14 protein-coding genes are annotated in these 19,774 nt (G+C 72.8%); 10 read left to right on the top strand and 4 right to left on the bottom strand.

All coding sequences use genetic code 11. From position 1 onward, the window contains the following. Positions 1 to 392: 392 nt before the first annotated feature. A complete protein-coding gene (rpsT, locus tag ACZ7G3_RS05670; protein ID WP_055416861.1) occupies positions 393 to 659 on the bottom strand; it encodes a 30S ribosomal protein S20 in 267 nt (88 codons plus the stop codon). 308 nt (positions 660 to 967) lie between these two features. On the opposite strand from rpsT, the gene lepA reads away from it, so the two are divergent. From lepA to hemW, 4 genes are all read left to right on the top strand, one after another. Further along, on the top strand, positions 968 to 2,836 hold the full coding sequence (gene lepA / locus ACZ7G3_RS05665; protein ID WP_426598676.1) for a translation elongation factor 4: 1,869 nt from the start codon (positions 968 to 970) through the stop codon (positions 2,834 to 2,836). Positions 2,837 to 3,163: 327 nt separating this feature from the next. Then, positions 3,164 to 5,041 carry an AMP-dependent synthetase/ligase gene (locus ACZ7G3_RS05660; RefSeq protein ID WP_470923423.1) on the top strand — a complete coding sequence of 626 codons (1,878 nt, stop codon included), beginning with the start codon at positions 3,164 to 3,166 and terminating at the stop codon, positions 5,039 to 5,041. Between the two features lie 271 nt (positions 5,042 to 5,312). Next, the gene (locus ACZ7G3_RS05655) at positions 5,313 to 7,676 is read left to right on the top strand and encodes a SpoIIE family protein phosphatase (protein ID WP_470923421.1); all 2,364 of its coding nucleotides are present in this window, start codon (positions 5,313 to 5,315) and stop codon (positions 7,674 to 7,676) included. 27 nt (positions 7,677 to 7,703) lie between these two features. Then, positions 7,704 to 8,936, top strand: coding sequence for a radical SAM family heme chaperone HemW (gene hemW / locus ACZ7G3_RS05650; protein ID WP_470923419.1), 1,233 nt, complete (start codon positions 7,704 to 7,706; stop codon positions 8,934 to 8,936). A gap of 142 nt (positions 8,937 to 9,078) precedes the next feature. Here the strand turns inward: hemW and ACZ7G3_RS05645 are convergent, their stop codons facing one another. Together ACZ7G3_RS05645 and ACZ7G3_RS05640 are read right to left on the bottom strand one after the other, a co-directional pair. After that, positions 9,079 to 9,891: a DUF3097 domain-containing protein gene (locus tag ACZ7G3_RS05645; RefSeq protein ID WP_426598681.1), complete on the bottom strand. Its 813-nt coding sequence runs from the start codon at positions 9,889 to 9,891 to the stop codon at positions 9,079 to 9,081. Positions 9,892 to 9,975: 84 nt separating this feature from the next. Next, positions 9,976 to 10,800 (bottom strand): MBL fold metallo-hydrolase, encoded by an 825-nt coding sequence (locus ACZ7G3_RS05640; RefSeq protein WP_470923416.1) that lies wholly within the window; start codon positions 10,798 to 10,800, stop codon positions 9,976 to 9,978. A gap of 184 nt (positions 10,801 to 10,984) precedes the next feature. Between ACZ7G3_RS05640 and hrcA the strand changes: the two genes are divergently transcribed. The 4 genes from hrcA to ACZ7G3_RS05620 all read left to right on the top strand — a co-directional run bounded on the left by hrcA (position 10,985) and on the right by ACZ7G3_RS05620 (position 15,112). Then, positions 10,985 to 12,001 (top strand): heat-inducible transcriptional repressor HrcA, encoded by a 1,017-nt coding sequence (gene hrcA / locus ACZ7G3_RS05635; protein ID WP_398130541.1) that lies wholly within the window; start codon positions 10,985 to 10,987, stop codon positions 11,999 to 12,001. Further along, entirely contained in the window at positions 12,002 to 13,141 is a 1,140-nt protein-coding gene (dnaJ, locus tag ACZ7G3_RS05630) for a molecular chaperone DnaJ (protein WP_470923414.1), read from the top strand. Positions 13,142 to 13,241: 100 nt separating this feature from the next. Further along, the gene (locus ACZ7G3_RS05625) at positions 13,242 to 14,366 is read left to right on the top strand and encodes a nitronate monooxygenase (RefSeq protein WP_470923412.1); all 1,125 of its coding nucleotides are present in this window, start codon (positions 13,242 to 13,244) and stop codon (positions 14,364 to 14,366) included. After that, on the top strand, positions 14,363 to 15,112 hold the full coding sequence (locus tag ACZ7G3_RS05620) for a 16S rRNA (uracil(1498)-N(3))-methyltransferase (RefSeq protein WP_470923410.1): 750 nt from the start codon (positions 14,363 to 14,365) through the stop codon (positions 15,110 to 15,112). Before ACZ7G3_RS05625 ends, ACZ7G3_RS05620 begins: the two co-directional genes overlap by 4 nt. A gap of 220 nt (positions 15,113 to 15,332) precedes the next feature. On the opposite strand, the gene ACZ7G3_RS05615 is transcribed toward ACZ7G3_RS05620, so the two are convergent. Beyond that, complete coding sequence (locus tag ACZ7G3_RS05615) at positions 15,333 to 15,689, bottom strand: hypothetical protein (protein ID WP_470923408.1); 357 nt, start codon at positions 15,687 to 15,689, stop codon at positions 15,333 to 15,335. Positions 15,690 to 15,760: 71 nt separating this feature from the next. Here ACZ7G3_RS05615 and ACZ7G3_RS05610 point away from each other — a divergent pair, with 71 nt between their 5' ends. Both ACZ7G3_RS05610 and ACZ7G3_RS05605 read left to right on the top strand, forming a co-directional pair. Then, complete coding sequence (locus ACZ7G3_RS05610) at positions 15,761 to 16,276, top strand: hypothetical protein (RefSeq protein ID WP_426598686.1); 516 nt, start codon at positions 15,761 to 15,763, stop codon at positions 16,274 to 16,276. Between the two features lie 79 nt (positions 16,277 to 16,355). After that, positions 16,356 to 19,562 carry a S41 family peptidase gene (locus tag ACZ7G3_RS05605; protein WP_470923406.1) on the top strand — a complete coding sequence of 1,069 codons (3,207 nt, stop codon included), beginning with the start codon at positions 16,356 to 16,358 and terminating at the stop codon, positions 19,560 to 19,562. The last annotated feature ends 212 nt before the right edge of the window (positions 19,563 to 19,774 follow it).

Here is a 19,774-nt window from a genome sequence, read left to right as displayed (position 1 = left end):
GTCAGCCCGGATCAGCCCAGCGTCCCGTTCAGCCTCGCCTGCCTTGGGCAGCCGGCCCGCCTGGTCAGCGCCGCTCGCCGTGGTCTGCCTTGTCCGTCCAGTTCAGCCTCGTCCGCATCGGTCTGCCTTGTCCGTCCAATTCAGCCTCGCCCGCTGTGGCCTGCCCCGCCCGTCCCGGTGAGCCCCGCCCCCGTCGGTCCCGAACCCCGGCAGACCGAAGGCCCCGGTGGCCGTCCTGGGGAAGGACGGCCACCGGGGCCTTCGGATCAAGCTCTGCGGATCCATGCCCGCGTGGCGAACGCAGGCCGCGCATGGATCCTTGGGTGCCGGACGGGAGCGGATGAGAGAGGGCCCGCTCTGGGTCCTTCCGGCGATCAGACCAGATAAGGGGTTCAGCCCTTGAGAGCGCCGACCTTCGTCGCCAGCGCCGACTTCTTGTTGGCGGCCTGGTTCTTGTGGATGACGCCCTTGGAGACGGCCTTGTCGAGCTGGCGCGAAGCGACGCGCTGGTACTCGGTGGCCTTCTCGACGTCACCCGCGGCAGCGGCCTCACGGGCCTTGCGGATCGCGGTCTTCAGAGAGGACTTGACGGCCTTGTTGCGCAGCCGGGCCTTCTCGTTGGTCTTGTTCCGCTTGATCTGGGACTTGATGTTCGCCACGAATGAGCCTTTGCAGGGTCAGGCACGGGACCGCGAGGGTCACGTGCCGATGATTTCTTGAAGGTGCGCCTCGTGCTGAGAGGGCAAGAGACACAGCCACCCACACTACCAGCGGCCCGTCGAGCAGCCCAATCCCGGTCCCGATCCGGTCCCGACCCGGTCCCGACCCGGCCCCCGATCAGGCCTCCCCCCGACCTCAACCCGTCCCAAACCCATCCCAGCTCCCCACCCGTGGGACGATGGAAGCTACGTATCGATCCGACCCGAGACCGCAGACACTGCGGACGCCTCAAGAATCAGGACCCTGCGTGCCCGCGATCCCCAGCCATGTGCCCGAGCCGAGCCGTACCGACCCGGCGCTGATCCGCAACTTCTGCATCATCGCGCACATCGACCACGGCAAGTCCACGCTCGCCGACCGGATGCTCCAGCTGACCGGTGTGGTGGAGCAGCGGCAGATGCGCGCCCAGTACCTCGACCGCATGGACATCGAGCGCGAGCGCGGCATCACGATCAAGTCCCAGGCGGTGCGATTGCCGTGGGCCCCCACCCACGACAAGAGCAGCACGCACATCCTCAACATGATCGACACGCCGGGGCACGTCGACTTCACCTACGAGGTCTCGCGGTCGCTGGCCGCGTGCGAGGGCACCATCCTCCTCGTCGACGCCGCCCAGGGCATCGAGGCCCAGACCCTCGCCAACCTCTACCTGGCGATGGAGAACGACCTCACGATCGTCCCCGTGCTGAACAAGATCGACCTGCCGGCCGCGCAGCCCGAGAAGTTCGCCGAGGAACTCGCCAACCTGATCGGCTGCGACCCCGCCGACGTGCTCAAGGTCTCCGCCAAGACCGGCCTCGGGGTCGAGGCGCTGCTGGACAAGGTCGTCGCCGACGTTCCGCCCCCGGTCGGCGTCAAGGACGCCCCCGCCCGCGCGATGATCTTCGACTCCGTCTACGACTCCTACCGCGGTGTCGTGACGTACGTCCGTGTCATCGACGGCCAGCTCAACAAGCGCGAGCGGATCCGGATGATGTCCACCGGCGCCACGCACGAGCTGCTGGAGATCGGCACCAACTCGCCGGAGATGCTCGCCGCCGACGGCCTCGGCGTCGGCGAGGTGGGATACCTGATCACCGGCGTGAAGGACGTCCGCCAGTCCAAGGTCGGTGACACCGTCACCAGCATGCACAAGGGCGCCGAGGAGGCGCTCGGCGGCTACAAGGACCCCAGGCCCATGGTCTTCTCCGGCCTGTATCCGCTGGACGGCTCGGACTACCCCCTGCTGCGCGAGGCCCTGGACAAGCTCCTGCTCAACGACGCCGCCCTGGTCTACGAGCCGGAGACCTCCGCGGCACTCGGTTTCGGCTTCCGCGTCGGCTTCCTGGGCCTGCTGCACCTCGACGTGATCCGCGAGCGGCTGGAGCGCGAGTTCGGCCTCGACCTGATCGCCACCGCGCCCAACGTGGTCTACCGCGTGATCATGGAGGACGGCACCGAGCACACCGTCACCAACCCGAGCGAGTTCCCCGAGGGCAAGATCAACGAGGTCTACGAGCCGGTCGTGCGCGCCACGATCCTGGCGCCGACCGAGTTCATCGGGGCGATCATGGAGCTGTGCCAGACCCGGCGCGGAACCCTGCTCGGCATGGACTACCTGTCCGAGGACCGGGTGGAGATCCGCTACACCCTCCCCCTCGCGGAGATCGTCTTCGACTTCTTCGACCAGCTGAAGTCGAAGACCCGCGGTTACGCCTCCCTCGACTACGAGCCCACCGGCGAGCAGACCTCCAGCCTGGTCAAGGTCGACATCCTGCTGCACGGCGACAAGGTGGACGCCTTCTCGGCGATCACCCACAAGGACGCGGCGTACGCGTACGGGGTGCGGCTCGTCGCCAAGCTGCGCGAGCTCATCCCGCGCCAGGCCTTCGAGGTGCCCATCCAGGCCGCCATCGGCTCCCGGGTGATCGCCCGCGAGACCATCCGCGCCATCCGCAAGGACGTCCTCGCCAAGTGCTACGGCGGTGACATCTCGCGTAAGCGGAAGCTGCTGGAGAAGCAGAAGGAGGGCAAGAAGCGGATGAAGATGGTGGGTTCCGTGGAGGTCCCGCAGGAGGCCTTCATCGCGGTCCTGTCCAGTGATGACAGCGCGGGGTCGGGCAAGGGCAAGAAGTAACAGCGACCGTCCTCGCGGCGCGTCCCGCCCGCCCGGGCGAAACGGACACGAAGGGGCTCGTCGTGCGAAAGCGCGACGGGCCCCTTCGCATGTCACGGGTGGCCTTCGTGGTGGCCTTCGTACGAAGTGACAGGGCGCGGAGGCTTACGCACGGGCCGGTCGCCCTTTACGCTGATGCCTGCCCGTTAGTTACTCGTGAGTTAAACAACGTCTGAAGAACCGCCCGAGAGCGAACCAGTCACACCTGAACCAGTCACACCTGAACCAGCCGCATCCGAGCCGGCCGTATCGAGCAGGCCGCAGCGTCGCGGGCCCACGGAGGATGTCGTGAGCGACACACAGACACTGATCGAGAACCGTCCGCCCTCCGTGGCGGGACTCTTCCTGGAACGGGTGACGGCCACGCCGGACGCCGAGGCGTACCGCTACCCGGTGCCGTCGGCCGCGGGCGAGGGTCCGGACGACTGGAAGTCGCTGACCTGGGCGCAGGCGGCCGAACGGGTCTACGCGATCGCGGCCGGCCTGATCGAGCTGGGCGTCCGGCCGCAGCAGCGCGTGGCACTCGCCTCCGCTACGCGGCTGGAGTGGATCCTCGCCGACCTCGGCATCATGTGCGCGGGCGCGGCGACGACCACGGTCTACCCGCAGACCAACGTCGACGAGTCCGCGTACATCCTCTCCGACTCCGGGAGCCGGGTCCTCATCGCGGAGGACGCCGCGCAACTGGCCAAGGCCAGGGAGAAGAAGGCGGAGCTGCCCGAGCTCACCCACGTGGTGGTGATCGACGCGACCGGCGCCGACACCACCGAGGACTGGATCCTCACCCTCGGCGCACTGGAGGCGCTCGGCACGGCCCGCCTGGAGAAGGAGCCGGAACTGGTCAAGGAGCGGGTCGGCGCGCTCACCAAGGACCAGCTCGCCACCCTCATCTACACCTCCGGCACCACCGGCCGGCCCAAGGGCGTCCGCCTCCCGCACGACTGCTGGTCCTACATGGCGAAGGCGATCGCCGCGACCGGCCTGGTGACCGGCGACGACGTGCAGTACCTGTGGCTGCCGCTCGCGCACGTCTTCGGCAAGGTGCTGACCTCCGGCCAGATCGAGGCCGGTCACGTCACCGCCGTCGACGGCCGCGTCGACAAGATCATCGAGAACCTGCCGGTCGTCCGGCCGACCTACATGGCGGCCGTGCCGCGCATCTTCGAGAAGGTCTACAACGGCGTCGCAGCCAAGGCCCGGGCGGGCGGCGGAGCCAAGTACAAGATCTTCCAGTGGGCCGCCGGCGTCGCCCGCGAGTACGCCAAGGTCACCCAGGACAACTTCAAGCGCACCGGCACCGCGAGCGCTCCCTTCGGCCTGTCCGCCAAGCACGGCATCGCCGACAGGCTCGTCTACGCCAAGATCCGCGAGGCCTTCGGCGGCCGCCTGCGCGCCTGCGTCTCCGGCTCGGCGGCCCTCGCACCCGAGATCGGCTACTTCTTCTCCGGCGCCGGCATCCACATCCTGGAGGGCTACGGCCTCACCGAGTCCTCCGCCGCGTCCTTCGTCAACCCCGGCGAGGCCTACCGCACCGGCACGGTCGGCAAGCCGCTGCCCGGCACCGAGGTGCGCATCGCGGACGACGGCGAGATCCTGCTGCGCGGCCCCGGCATCATGGAGGGCTACCACAAGCTGCCCGAGAAGACCGCCGAGGTGCTGGAGTCGGACGGCTGGTTCCACACCGGCGACATCGGCGAGCTCTCGCCCGACGGCTACCTGCGCATCACCGACCGCAAGAAGGACCTCATCAAGACCTCGGGCGGCAAGTACATCGCGCCCGCCGAGGTCGAGGGCAAGTTCAAGGCGGTCTGCCCGTACGTCTCCAACATCCTGGTGCACGGCGCCGACCGGAACTTCTGCACCGCCCTCATCGCCCTCGACGAGATCGCGATCACCCAGTGGGCGAACGAGAACGGCCTGGAGGGCAAGCCGTACGCGGAGATCGTCGCGGCGCCCGCGACCGTGGAGATGATCGACGGCTACGTCAAGCAGCTCAACGAGGGCCTCCAGCGCTGGCAGACCATCAAGAAGTTCCGCCTGCTGCCCCGCGACCTCGACGTCGAGCACGGGGAGATCACACCGAGCCTGAAGCTCAAGCGGCCGGTGGTGGAGCGGGAGTACAAGCACCTGATCGAGGAGATGTACGACGGCTCCCGGGAGGTGTGACGCGGGCGTAACGCGGGCGGGGCGCGGTGTGGGCACGGGCGGAGCGGGGCATGGCGCGGGCGCGTGAGGCGCGTAGAGCGTGCGGGTGTCACAGCCCGCACGCCTGATGTCCGAAACTGGTCGCCTTCCGGCTGTCTTCGAGCGTTCGCCCGGCACGGTTCTCACTCATGGCGGCCCACTTCGGTAACTCCACGCTTATGGACGGGGTCGGTCTGTCACTCTGTCGGCATCGACGCGAAGTTATTCGCACGAACTGCCCGGGGAGCCGTCCATGGGGGCCATTCCGACGCAACGGGAGACCGTTTCCCGCGCCAGCGGGGTGCTCGCGCACGCTGTTGACGCATCCGCCCAGGAGTGCGCGCGGGCGCACGTGACCCTGCTCGGGAGCTCCCTGGCGCCGGGCGCGGCCCGCGAGATGGTACGGGCCGCGCTCGCCGACTGGTCCGCGCTCGGCCTGCCCGGCACGGAACAGCTGACCGGGCATCTCGCCGCCGACGCCCTGGTGGTCGTCAGCGAGCTGGTCACCAACGCCGTGGTGCACGCCGGCACCGACGTCGAGGTGGTCTGCCGCCTCGAGGAGACGGGCACCCTCGTCGTCGAGGCCACGGACCACCACCCCGCCCGCGCGCCGAGGGGCGGCGGCGACGAGACGCCGCACGAGCTCCCGGAGTACGGACGCGGTCTGCGGCTCGTCGCCGCGCTCTCGGAGGCCTGGGGGATCACGTACCGTCCGGGCACCAAGACGGTGTGGGCGCGGCTGCCGGCCGCGGGCTCCGAGGCCGTCGAGCAGACCGAGGCGTACACCGGGGGCCGCGGTCTGCTGCGCACCGAGTGCCCGGCCGCGGACCCGCCGGCGGAGGCCCCCGGCGGCCGGACGCCGCCCATGCCCCACGGCGGCTCGGCAGACCATGGCGGCTCGGGAGACCACGGCGGCTTCGGAGACCACGGCGGCTTCGGAGACCATCGAAGCTCGGGCGGTTCGGGAGTCCCGGAAGACGGCGGCCCGGGAGCCCCGGAAGCCCCGGGAGACGGTGGTTGGGCAGATCCCGAGCACGGGGGAGGCGGATCCGAGCGAGGGGGAGGCGGATCCGAGCGCGGGGGAGACCCCGGCCGTCCGGAAGGCCCCCGCGGTGGAGAAGCCTCCCGCGGTGAAGAAACCCCCCGCGGTGGAGGAGCCCCCCAGCGCCCCCGGCGAAGGAAACGTCCCCAGCCCGGGCACACCCCCGGCCTCACCGAGGACCCCGACCGCTCGGGCACCACGCGGTGGCCGGACTGGCACGACGGTGCGGCCCTCGCCGGCCGGCGGCGCGGTCTCCGGGACCGGGAGTGGCTGGGCCGCGGTGCCCTCTCCTTCCTCGCCGAAGCCTCCGACCTCCTCGCCGGGCAGCTCGACGAGGACCTGGTCGCCTCCCTCACCGGACAGCTGATCGTGCCGCGGCTCGCCGACTGGTGCGGTGTGTGGCTGGAGGACGAGTCCCTGGGCCGGGGAGCCTGGAGCGACGAGCCGGGGGCGGCCGTGGGAGCGCGGCTGGCCCGCGTCTGGCATGCCGGCGAGAGCCGCATCGAGGAACTGCGCCTGGCCCTGGAGAAGGACCCGCCCCGCTCCCGCGACCCGTGGCGCTCCGGCCCCGTCGCCCACCCCTGGCCCGGTGACGCGCTCGGCCCGGACGACAGGCACGGCGCCGCGCTCGCCTACCGCCTGGTCGCCGGCGGCCGGCCGCTGGGCACCCTGGTCATCGGGCGGGCCGGCACCGCCGGCTTCCCCGACGAGATCACCGGCCTCGTCGAGGACCTCAGCCGCCGGGTGGCGCTCGCCATCGGCGCCGCCCGCCAGTACGCCCGGCAGGCCACGATCAGCGCCGTCCTCCAGCGCGGCCTGCTGCCCGGCGCCGTCGCCGAGATCCCCGGCGTGCGCAGCGCCCTCGTCTACGAACCGTGCGACAAGGGCGGACCCAGCGGCGACTTCTACGACCTCTTCCCGGCCGGCGAGGGCCGCTGGTGCTTCGCCGTCGGCGACGTCCAGGGCAAAGGTCCCGAGGCCGCCGTCGTCATCGGTCTCGCCCGGCCCTGGCTGCGCCTGCTGGCCCGCGAGGAGTACGACGTCCCGGACGTCCTCGACCGCCTCAACCAGCTCCTCCTCGACGACGCCACGGAAGCCGCGGACGCCGCCGCCCGCGCCCTGGTCGCCACCGGCCCTCCGGTTGCCCCGGGCGACGGACCGCAGACCCGCTTCCTGTCCCTGCTCTACGGCGAACTGGTCCCGTTCGACGGCGGCGTCCGCTGCACCCTCGCCTCCGCCGGGCACCCGCTGCCGCTGCTCCTCGGCCCCGACGGCACGGTGCGCACGGTCGCTCAGCCGCAGACCCTGCTCGGGGTCGTCGAGGACGCGACGTACACCAGCGAGACCTTCGAGCTGGGGTCCGGCGACACCCTGCTCTGCGTCACGGACGGGGTGACCGAGCGGCGCAGCGGGTCCCGCCAGTTCGACGACGGGGACGGTCTCGCCACCGCGCTCGCCGGATGCGCGGGGCTGGACGCCGGGCTGGTCGCCGAGCGCATCAGGCGGCTGGTGCACGAGTTCGGGCCCCGGCCCCCGGAGGACGATCTGGCCCTGCTGGTGCTCCAGGCCGAGTAGCTGTCGCCGTACGGGACAATGGAACGCATGCCCTCCGCACTCCCCGACGGCGAACCCGTCCCCGCCGACGGCGCCCTCCCGGCGTCCGCGCTCGCCGGCGCCGCCGACAGCCCCCTCGGCTTCTACCTGCACGTGCCGTACTGCGCGACCCGCTGCGGATACTGCGACTTCAACACCTACACCGCGACCGAGCTGCGCGGCACCGGCGGCGTCCTCGCCTCCCGCGACAACTACGCCGAGACGCTCACCGACGAGGTCCGCCTGGCCCGCAAGGTCCTCGGTGACGACCCCCGCGAGGTCCGCACGGTCTTCGTCGGCGGTGGTACGCCCACCCTGCTGGCCGCCGGCGACCTGGTACGGATGCTGCACGCGATCCGCGACGAGTTCGGTCTCGCGCCGGACGCGGAGATCACGACGGAGGCCAACCCGGAGTCCGTCGACCCGGCGTACCTGGCCACCCTCCGCGAGGGCGGCTTCAACCGGATCTCCTTCGGCATGCAGAGCGCGAAGCAGCACGTCCTGAAGATCCTGGACCGCACCCACACCCCGGGCCGCCCGGAGGCCTGCGTCGCCGAGGCCCGCGCGGCCGGCTTCGACCACGTCAACCTCGACCTGATCTACGGCACCCCCGGCGAGACCGACGACGACTGGCGCGCCTCCCTCGACGCGGCGCTCGGGGCCGGACCGGACCACGTCTCGGCGTACGCCCTGATCGTCGAGGAGGGCACCCAGCTCGCCCGCCGCATCCGGCGCGGCGAGGTCCCCATGACCGACGACGACGTCCACGCCGACCGGTACCTGATCGCCGAGGAGACGCTGTCGGCGGCGGGCTTCGACTGGTACGAGGTGTCGAACTGGGCCACCTCCGACGCGGGCCGCTGCCTGCACAACGAGCTGTACTGGCGGGGCGCCGACTGGTGGGGCGCGGGACCGGGCGCGCACTCGCACGTGGGCGGGGTGCGCTGGTGGAACGTGAAGCACCCGGGGGCGTACGCGGGCGCGCTGGCGGCCGGGAAGTCGCCGGGCGCCGGACGCGAGATCCTCACGGACGAGGACCGGCGGGTGGAACGCGTCCTGCTGGAGCTGCGGCTGAGGGAAGGGGTTCCGCTGTCGCTGCTGCGGGAGGCGGGGCTCGCGGCGTCGCGCCGGGCGCTGGGCGAGGGGCTGCTGCAGGAAGAGCCCTACGAGGCCGGGCGCGCGGTGCTGACGCTGCGCGGGCGGTTGCTGGCCGATGCGGTGGTGCGGGACCTGGTGGACTGATGCGTCCTGTTGACGGATCCCGACGGAAAGGGGGAGCAAGCCGACTACCGGACGCAGCACATCGCGAAGTTCGGTGAACCGGTTGCGCTGGACGTCCTGGGAATCGAGCTGGACACCAGTGGTTTCGGCACCTGCCCCGGCGTCAGGCCCCACCGCTGCCCGTGACGAAATCGATCAGCTCCTCCACCCGCCCCAGCAGCTGCGGCTCCAGGTCCTTGTAAGACCCCACCCGCGCCAGGATCGCCTGCCACACCGCGCCCGTGTTCTCCGGCGGCCACCCCAGCGCCCGGCACACCCCCGTCTTCCAGTCCTGCCCGCGCGGCACCCGCGGCCAGCCGGGAATCCCCAGGGACGACGGCTTCACCGCCTCCCAGATGTCGATGTACGGGTGCCCCACGACCAGCGCGTGCTCGCTGGTCACCGCCTCCGCGATCCGCCACTCCTTGGAACCCGGCACCAGGTGGTCCACCAGGACCCCGAGCCGCGCGTCCGGACCGGGGGCGAACTCGGCGACGATCGACGGGAGATCGTCCACGCCGCCCAGGTACTCCACGACGACCCCCTCGATACGCAGGTCGTCGCCCCACACCTTCTCGACCAGCTCGGCGTCGTGCCGCCCCTCGACGTAGATGCGCCCGGCGCGCGCGACCCGTGCCCGTGCGCCGGGGACGGCGACCGACCCGGACGCCGTACGGGAGGGTCGCGTCGGACCGGAGGAGGGGCGGACCAGCGTCACCACCCGCCCCTCAAGGAGGAAGCCGCGCGGCTCCATCGGGAAGACCCGGCGCTTGCCGAAGCGGTCCTCCAGGGTCACCGTGCCCGCCTCGCAGCCGGTCACCGCGCCGCAGAAACCGGTGCCGGGCTCCTCGACCACCAGGCCGGGATCGGCCGGGACCTCCGGAACCGGCTGCGGTTTCTTCCACGGAGGGGTCAGGTCGGCGGAGTACTGGCGCATTCTGATGACGATACGAGGAGCGGGCGCGCCGTGATCGACACGACACGCCGAACCCGGTGCGACGCCGAACCCCATGCGCCATGATCAGCGCGAGACGCCGAACCGGGCGGCCAGCGCGTCCCGTTGGGCCCGCACGAAGGACGCGTCCACCACCGCTCCGTGACCGGGGACGTACAGAGCGTCCTCGCCGCCCAGGGCGAGCAGCCGGTCCAGCGCGGCCGGCCAGTGCTCCGGTACGGCGTCCGGGCCCGCCTGCGGTTCCCCCGACTCCTCGACCAGGTCCCCGCAGAAGACGACCGCCGGGTCGCCCGGCACCAGCACCGCGAGGTCGTGGGCGGTGTGCCCCGGGCCCACGTCGGCGAGCAGGACCTGCCGGCCGCCGCCCAGGTCGAGCGTCCACTCGCCGCGGACCTCGTGGCGGACGCGGACGAGCGCGTCGGCCGCCTCCTGGGCCCGCCGCGCGTCCAGCCCCTCGGCCACCGCGTCCGACCGCAGCGCCTCCCGCCCCTGTCCGCCCCGCGCGAACACGGCGTCCGTACCCGCCGCGCCGTATACCTCCGCGACCTCCATGCCTTCCGCGACCTCTCTGGCCCCCGAGCCCCCCGCGACCTCCGCGGCCCCCGAGCCCCCCGCGACGTCCGGGCCCCCCGCGCCCGTGAACGCCGCGGCGCCGAAGACGTGGTCGAAGTGCGGGTGGGTCAGCGCGAGATGTGTCACACCGTGACCGGCGAGCTCCCGCGCCTGGGCGCGCAGCCGGGCGCCCTCGCCGAGGCTCGACCCCGCGTCCACCACCAGCGCCGCGCCCACGCCGACGACCAGCCCCGCCGTGCAGTCCCACACCGGCAGCCGGCGCCGTCCCACCCCGGCCGCCACCCTCTCCCACCCCAGGTCTTCCCAAGTCACCGTCACGGCGACGACGCTAGCGGTACGGCACCCGCCCGCACGGCGGCGTGCCCCCGGCCTTGCCGGGTGTGTACCCCACGGCCGTACACTGGGCCGGGGAAGTCTGGCACTCGCGCACCGTGAGTGCCAGGGACAGACAGTGAGACAGGCAAGACGCCGGGTGGGCGACGAATTCAGGAGGTGTGCGCGAGTGCTCAGCGAACGCAGGCTCCAGGTGCTGCGCGCCATCGTCCAGGACTACGTCGGCACCGAGGAACCGGTCGGCTCCAAGGCCCTCACCGAGCGGCACAACCTCGGCGTCTCCCCGGCCACCGTGCGCAACGACATGGCGGCCCTGGAGGACGAGGGGTTCATCGCCCAGCCGCACACCAGCGCCGGGCGCATCCCGACCGACAAGGGCTACCGGCTCTTCGTCGACAAGCTGGCCGGCGTCAAGCCGATGACCGCGCCCGAGCGGCGCGCCATCCAGAACTTCCTGGAGGGCGCCGTCGACCTCGACGACGTGGTGGCCCGCACGGTGCGGCTGCTCGCGCAGCTGACCCGGCAGGTCGCCGTCGTGCAGTACCCGTCGCTGACCCGCTCGACCGTGCGGCACGTGGAGTTGCTCTCCCTGGCGCCCGCGCGGCTGATGCTCGTGCTGATCACGGACACCGGCCGGGTCGAGCAGCGGATGGTCGACTGCCCGGCGCCGTTCGGCGAGGCGTCCCTGGCGGACCTGCGCGCACGGCTCAACAGCCGCGTCGCCGGGCGCCGTTTCTCGGACGTGCCGAGCCTGGTGGAGGACCTGGCGGAGGCCTTCGAGGCCGAGGACCGGGGTACGGTCTCCACCGTGCTCTCCACTCTCCTGGAGACGCTGGTCGAGGAGAACGAGGAGCGGCTCATGATCGGCGGCACCGCCAATCTGACCCGCTTCGGGCACGACTTCCCCTTGGTGATCCGACCCGTCCTCGAGGCGCTGGAGGAGCAGGTCGTGCTCCTCAAGCTGCTCGGCGAGGCGAAGGATCCGGGCGTGACCGTACGGATCGGTCATGAGAACGCCCACGAAGGACTCAACTCAACGTCCGTCGTGTCGGTGGGCTACGGTTCGGGCGGCGAGGCGGTTGCCAAGCTCGGCGTGGTCGGACCGACCCGCATGGACTACCCGGGAACGATGGGAGCGGTACGCGCAGTGGCACGGTACGTCGGACAGATCCTGGCGGAGTCGTAGGTGGCCACGGACTACTACGCCGTACTCGGCGTACGCCGCGACGCGTCCCAGGACGAGATCAAGAAGGCGTTCCGGAGGCTCGCCCGCGAGCTGCACCCGGACGTCAACCCCGATCCGAAGACCCAGGAGCGGTTCAAGGAGATCAACGCCGCCTACGAGGTGCTGTCGGACCCGCAGAAGAAGCAGGTCTACGACCTCGGCGGCGACCCCCTCTCGCAGGCCGGCGGCGGCGGTGGCGCGGGCGGCTTCGGCGCGGGTGGCTTCGGGAACTTCTCGGACATCATGGACGCGTTCTTCGGCACGGCGTCGCAGCGCGGGCCGCGCTCGCGCACCCGCCGCGGCCAGGACGCCATGATCCGCATCGAGGTCGAGCTGGACGAGGCCGCGTTCGGTACGACCAAGGACATCCAGGTCGACACCGCGGTCGTCTGCAACACCTGCAACGGCGAGGGCGCGGCGCCCGGCACGTCCGCCCAGACGTGTGACATGTGCCGCGGCCGCGGCGAGGTGTCGCAGGTCACCCGGTCCTTCCTGGGCCAGGTCATGACCTCCCGCCCCTGCCCGCAGTGCCAGGGCTTCGGCACCGTGGTCCCGACCCCGTGCCCCGAGTGCGCGGGCGACGGCCGGGTCCGCTCCCGGCGCACCCTGACCGTCAAGATCCCGGCCGGCGTCGACAACGGCACCCGGATCCAGCTCGCGGGCGAGGGCGAGGTCGGCCCCGGCGGCGGCCCCGCCGGCGACCTGTACGTCGAGATCCACGAGCTGCCGCACTCGACCTTCCAGCGGCGCGGCGACGACCTGCACTGCACGGTCACCATCCCGATGACGGCGGCGGCCCTCGGCACGAAGGTGCCGCTGGAGACCCTCGACGGCATGGAGGAGGTCGACATCCGCCCGGGCACCCAGTCCGGCCAGTCGATCCCGCTGCACGGCCGCGGCGTCACCCACCTGCGCGGCGGCGGCCGGGGCGACCTCATCGTCCACGTCGAGGTCCTGACCCCGAGCAAGCTCGACCCCGAGCAGGAACGCCTGCTGCGCGAGCTGGCCAAGCTGCGCGGCGAGGAGCGCCCGCAGGGGCAGTTCCAGCCCGGGCAGCAAGGACTGTTCTCGCGGCTGAAGGACGCCTTCAACGGGCGCTGACACGGGCCACCGCCAGGAGCCTCCCGATGGGGATGCTCCTGGCGTATGCCGACGGAAGCCCGGATTCGGACCTGCTCACCGGACGTGAAAACATGCGGTCATGTCCTCCGCACTGACCGATCTCTTCCCCTACCCGATCGTGCAGGCACCCATGGCGGGCGGCGTCTCCGTGCCGCAGCTCGCCGCCGCGGTCTGCGATGCGGGCGGGCTGGGATTCCTCGCCGCCGGGTACAAGACCGCGGACGGGATGTACCAGGAGATCAAGCAGCTGCGGGGACTGACGAACCGCCCCTTCGGCGTCAACCTCTTCGTGCCGCAGCCGGAGACGCCCGGTGCGGGCACCGGAGGGACCGGCGCCGCGCCCTTCAACGCCTCCGCCGTCGGCGTCTACGCCCACCAGCTGGCCGGTGAGGCCGCCTGGTACGAGACGGAACTCGGCGATCCCGAATGCGGCCGGGACGACGGCTACGACGCCAAGCTCGCCGTGCTGCTGGACGACCCGGTGCCGGTGGTGTCGTTCCACTTCGGCGTCCCGAGCCGTGAGGTCGTCGACTCACTGCACCGCGTCGGAACCTTCGCCCTGGCCGCCGCGACCACCGCGGAGGAGGCCCGGGCCGTCGAGCGGTCCGGCGCGGACGCGGTGATCGCGCAGGGCGTCGAGGCGGGCGGCCACCAGGGCACCCACCGGGACCACCCGGAGACGGGCGGCACCGCCGGCACCGGACTGCTGTCGCTGGTCGCCCAGGTCCGGGAGGCGGTGAGCCTGCCGATCGTCGCGGCCGGCGGCATCATGCGCGGCGGCCAGATCGCCGCCGTCCTCGCGGCCGGCGCGAGCGCCGCCCAGCTCGGCACCGCCTTCCTCGCCACCCCCGAGTCCGGGGCGCACGCCCTGCACAAGCAGGCACTGACCAACCCGCTGTTCGTCCGCACCGAACTGACCCGGGCCTTCTCCGGCCGCCCCGCCCGCGGTCTGGTCAACCGCTTCCTGCGCGAGCACGGCCCCTACGCCCCCGCCGCCTACCCGGAGGTGCACCACCTCACCGCGCCGCTGCGCAAGGCGGCGGCGAAGGCGGGCGACGCGCAGGGCATGGCGCTCTGGGCGGGACAGGGCCACCGGATGGCCCGGGAACTGCCCGCCGGGCAGCTGGTGGAGGTGCTGGCCGCCGAACTCGCCGCCGCGGGGACGGCGTTGTCGGCGTTCGCGACGGGAGGTACGGGCCGATGACGGCGCCGGTGTTCGTGGTCGACTCCCTCCAGCCGGGGGACCTGACCGGAGGCGAGTACGTCCTGGACGGCCCCGAAGGACGGCACGCCGTCTCCGTGAAGCGGCTGCGGGCCGGCGAGGACGTCGTCCTCACCGACGGACGCGGACGCTGGGCCGAGGGCGTGGTGAAGGCAGCCGAGGGCAAGGACCGCCTGGTCGTCACCGGCCTGGAGAGCGTTCACGAGGAGCCCGGGGAGCAGCCCCGTATCACCGTCGTCCAGGCCCTGCCCAAGGGTGACCGCGGAGAGCTGGCCGTCGAGACGATGACCGAGGTCGGCGTCGACGCGATCGTGCCCTGGGCGGCGTCGCGCTGCATCACGCAGTGGAAGGGCGACCGCGGCCTGAAGGCGCTCGGCAAGTGGCGGGCGACGGCCCGGGAGGCCGGCAAGCAGTCCCGCCGGGTCCGCTTCCCCGACGTCGCGGACGCGGCGACGAGCAAGCAGGTTGCCTCACTTCTGGCCGACGCCGACTTCGCCGCCGTACTCCACGAGAGCGGCGAAGAGCCCCTGGCCGCCGTCGAACTCCCCACCACCGGCGACATCGTGCTCGTCGTCGGCCCCGAAGGCGGGGTCTCACCGGAGGAGTTGGCGCTCTTCGCGCAGGCCGGTGCCAAGCCCTACCGCCTGGGCCGCAGCGTCCTGCGCACCTCCACCGCGGGTACCGCCGCGACCGCCGTCCTGCTGGCCCGCACCGGCCGCTGGTCCTGAGACACCGGCCGTCGGCCTGAGCGGCGCCTGCTGGTCGTGACGGTGCCGGCCGTTGGTCCTGAGACGCCGACTGCTGGTCCTGATGGTGTCGGCCGCCGGCGGTGCCGGTCAGCCGTCCGCCGTGCGGGCTGTCGCCCCCGCCGGGTGGGTCAGCCGTCCGCCGTGCGGGCTGCCGGCCCCGACGGTCGGGGCAGTCGTCCGCGTTGCGGGCCGTCAGCCGTCAGCCGTCCCCGGCGCGGGTCGCGGCGACCGCCGGGAACAGTTCCCAGCCGTCCAGGTCCGCGGACCGGCCGAGCAGTCCGCACCGCGCCGCCTCGTCGACGAAACCCCGTACGACACCGGGTTCGTGCAGGTTGAGCGACGCGTCCCCCATGGCCACGCAGCCCGAGGGCAGGAAGCCGTCGGGGACGAACCGTCCCTCGCCGCCCGGGAACAGCAGACGGGTCGTCGTCCCGTCCCGGGAGAGGCTGAGTACCTCCTGGCAGGGTCCCGTGCGGCTGTGACGGTGACGCACCGACCACACGTAGGCGGTCGTTTCGTCCACGACGAGCCTTCTGCGCCGACGTCCGCTGTGCATGCGCCCACGGTAGTGAGGAGTGGCCGTATGCGCCCTACCGTCCGCACCGCACCGGTGGCAGGCTGCCCTTCATGGGGGCATCGAGGCGGATTTGGCGGGTGGCTCCGGTCGTCGTCGGCGTGATCGTCGCCGTCGGCGGTGCCACCGCGTGTGAACCGGGCGGACTCAGCTCCGCGTCGGTGGCGTACACGACCGACCAGACGGCGACACGCGAACTGGAGCGGCGGAAGGCGGACGTGCGGTGGCTCACCTGTACCGCGTCCTTCGGGGACGACGGCGCCACCGCCTCGGCGGGCGAGGACACCGTCGCCTCCGTCGACTGCGAGGGGGAGACCGGCGACGGGAAGGACATCGCCGTCGACGGCGAGGTGACCCGGGTCGTCAACGGCGCCTGTGTGCGTGGCGTGCTGACCGGCGAGGTGGACGGCAAGGAGCTGTTCCGCGTCCAGGGGCTGGGCAACTGCGACGCCACGAGCGCCCCGCCCGCGAACCGGCCCTCCCCGCAGCAGCCCGGGCCCACGGTGACCGTCACCCGGACCATCTGGTGTCCGGACGACCCGCACTGCCGGCCGGTGCGGGGCAAGTAGCGGCCACGGCGCGCGTGCCGTGGCCGGTAAGTGATCCGAACCTCTGTCGGCGGACCCCGCCCCTGCATAGGGTGAAGGGGTGACACAGCCCGCAGCGACTGCCTACCTCCGTTTTCCGCACCCGCACGGCGAGTTGGTCGCCTTCACCGCCGAGGACGACGTGTGGCTCGCCCCGCTCGACGGTGGCCGGGCCTGGCGGGTCAGCGCCGACAACGTGCCCGTGAACCACCCGCGTATCTCACCCGACGGCACCACGGTCGCCTGGACGTCCACCCGTGACGGCGCCCCCGAGGTCCACATCGCCCCCGTCGACGGCGGCCCCGGCAAGAGACTCACCCACTGGGGCAGCCCGAAGACCCAGGTGCGCGGCTGGACCCCGCAAGGTCAGGTCCTCGCCCTCAGCGCCCACGGGCAGGCCAGCCTGCGCCGCAGCTGGGCCCGCGCCGTCCCGCTCGACGGCGGACCCGCCGCCACCCTGCCGTACGGGCCCGTCGGCGACGTCGCGTACGGGCCGCGCACCGTGCTGCTGTCCGTGCCGATGGGCCGCGAGGCCGCCTGGTGGAAGCGCTACCGGGGCGGCACGGCGGGCAAGCTGTGGATCGACGGGGACGGCGACGGGGAGGCCGGCGAGTTCGTACGGCTGCACAGCGACCTCGACGGCAACATCGAGTACCCCCTCTGGGTCGGCGACCGGATCGCGTTCCTCTCCGACCACGAGGGCACCGGCGCCCTCTACTCCTCCCTCGCCGACGGCTCCGACCTGCGCCGGCACACCCCCCTCGAGGGCTTCTACGCCCGGCACGCCGCGACCGACGGCACCCGCGTCGTCTACTCCAGCGCCGGTGAACTGTGGACGCTGGACGACCTGGACGGCGCAGAGCCGCGCCGGCTCGACATCCGGCTCGGCGGCGCCCGCGTCGACCTCCAGGCGTACCCGGTGAACGCCGCCCGCTGGTTCGGCTCCGCGTCACCCGACCACACGGCGCGCGGCAGCGCCGTCGCCGTACGCGGCGGCGTGCACTGGGTCACCCACCGCGCCGGCCCGGCCCGCGCGCTCGCGGCGACGCCCGGCGTACGCACCCGGCTGCCGCGCACCTTCCGCGCCGACGGCGAGGAATGGGTGGTGTGGGTGACGGACGCGGAGGGCGACGACGCCCTGGAGTTCGCGCCCGCCACCGGACTGGCGCCCGGCGCCACCGCGCGGCGCCTCGCCGCCGGACAGCTCGGCCGCGTCCTGGGCCTCGCCATGGCACCGGACGGCAGCCGCGCCGCCGTCGCCTCGCACGACGGACGCGTCCTGCTCGTCGAGCGCGAGACCGGCGAGGTCCGCGAGGTCGACCGCAGCGAGGACGGCGACGCCTCCGGACTGGTCTTCTCGCCCGACTCCGCCTGGCTCGCCTGGTCCCACCCGGGCCCGAGCCCGCTGCGCCAGCTCAAGCTCGCGGGCACCACCGACCTGTCGGTGAGCGAGGCGACCCCGCTGCGCTTCAAGGACTACTCGCCGGCCTTCACCCTGGACGGCAAGCACCTCGCCTTCCTCTCCACCCGCTCCTTCGACCCGGTCTACGACGAGCACGTCTTCGACCTGGCCTTCGTCGAGGGCGCCCGCCCGTACCTGATCACGCTGGCCGCGACCACCCCCTCGCCCTTCGGCCCGCAGCGCCACGGACGCCCCTTCGAGACCCCGGACCGGGACGAGACCCCCGACAGCGAGGGCACCCCGACCACCCGGATCGACATCGAGGGCCTCGCCGACCGCATCGTGCCGTTCCCGGTGGAGGCCGCCCGCTACTCCCGGCTGCGTGCCGCCAAGGACGGCGTCCTGTGGCTGCGCCACCCGGTCACCGGCGTCCTCGGCGCCTCCCGCGCCACCCCGGAGGACGCCGACCCGCACACCGAGCTGGAGCGCTACGACCTCGCCCAGCAGCGCGTCGAGCACCTCGCCGGCGACGCCGACCACTTCGAGGTCAGCGGCGACGGCAAGCGGGTGCTGCTGTGGGCCGACGGACGCCTCAAGGTCGTCCCCAGCGACCGGCGGGCCTCCGCCGACGAGGACAGCGACACCAACATCACCGTCGACCTGAGCCGCGTACGGCAGACCGTCGACCCGGCCGCCGAGTGGCGCCAGATGTTCGACGAGACGGGCCGCGTCATGCGGGACCACTTCTGGCGGCCCGACATGAACGGCGTCGACTGGGACGCCGTCCTCGACCGCTACCGCCCCGTCCTCGACCGCCTCGCCACCCACGACGACCTGGTCGACCTCCTCTGGGAGGTGCACGGCGAACTCGGCACCTCGCACGCCTACGTCGTCCCGCGCGGCGGCCACGGCGGCGGCGCCCGGCAGGGCCTGCTCGGCGCCGACCTCTCCCGCCACGAGGACGGCACCTGGCGCATCGACCGCGTCCTGCCCTCGGAGACCTCTGACCCCGACGCCCGCTCCCCGCTCGCCGCGCCCGGTGTCGCCGTGCGCGCCGGGGACGCGATCGTCGCGGTCGCCGGGCAGGGCGTCGATCCCGTCACCGGGCCCGGCCCGCTGCTGGTCGGCACCGCCGGCAAGCCGGTCGAGCTGACCATCGCCCCGTCCGGCGGCGGTGCACTCCGGCACGCCGTCGTCGTCCCCCTCGCCGACGAGGAGCCCCTGCGCTACCACGCCTGGGTCGCCGACCGCCGCGCCTACGTCCACGAGAAGTCCGGCGGACGGCTCGGTTACCTCCACGTCCCCGACATGCAGGCCCCCGGCTGGGCCCAGATCCACCGCGACCTGCGGATCGAGGTGGCCCGCGAGGGCCTGGTCGTCGACGTCCGGGAGAACCGCGGCGGGCACACCTCCCAGCTGGTCGTCGAGAAACTCGCCCGGCGCATCGTCGGCTGGGACCTGCCGCGCGGCATGCGGCCCGCCAGCTACCCGCTGGACGCGCCCCGCGGCCCGGTCGTCGCCGTCGCCAACGAGTTCTCCGGCTCCGACGGCGACATCGTCAACGCCGCGATCAAGGCGCTCGGCATCGGCCCGGTCGTCGGCACCCGCACCTGGGGCGGCGTCATCGGCATCGACAGCCGTTACCGCCTGGTCGACGGCACGCTGATCACCCAGCCCAAGTACGCGTTCTGGATGGAGGGTTACGGCTGGGGCGTGGAGAACCACGGCGTCGAGCCGGACGTGGAGGTCCCGCAGCGCCCCCAGGACCACGCGGCGGGCCGCGACCCGCAACTGGACGAGGCGATCCGGCTCGCGCTGGCGGCACTGGAGGAAACCCCTGCCAAGACGCCACCGGGCCTGCCCTAGCCGCGCGGCCGCGCCCACTCGTGCCGCGGGGCGGCTCGGGCGGGCGCGGCGGCACCCCGCCGGCGCGGGCCGCCGTCCCGGGCACCCGGGGAGCCGGCGCGGGCAGCACGTCCACCCGGCGTCCGCCGCGTCGGTGCGGATGGCACGTCCACCCGGCGTCCGCCGCGTCGGTGCGGATGGCACGTCCACCCGGCGTCCGCCCCGCCGGCGCG

This window comes from Streptomyces sp. NPDC037271 (assembly GCF_055603605.1).
The sequence above is the reverse complement of the archived record's forward strand: the minus strand, read 5'-3'. Positions and strand labels throughout refer to the sequence as shown.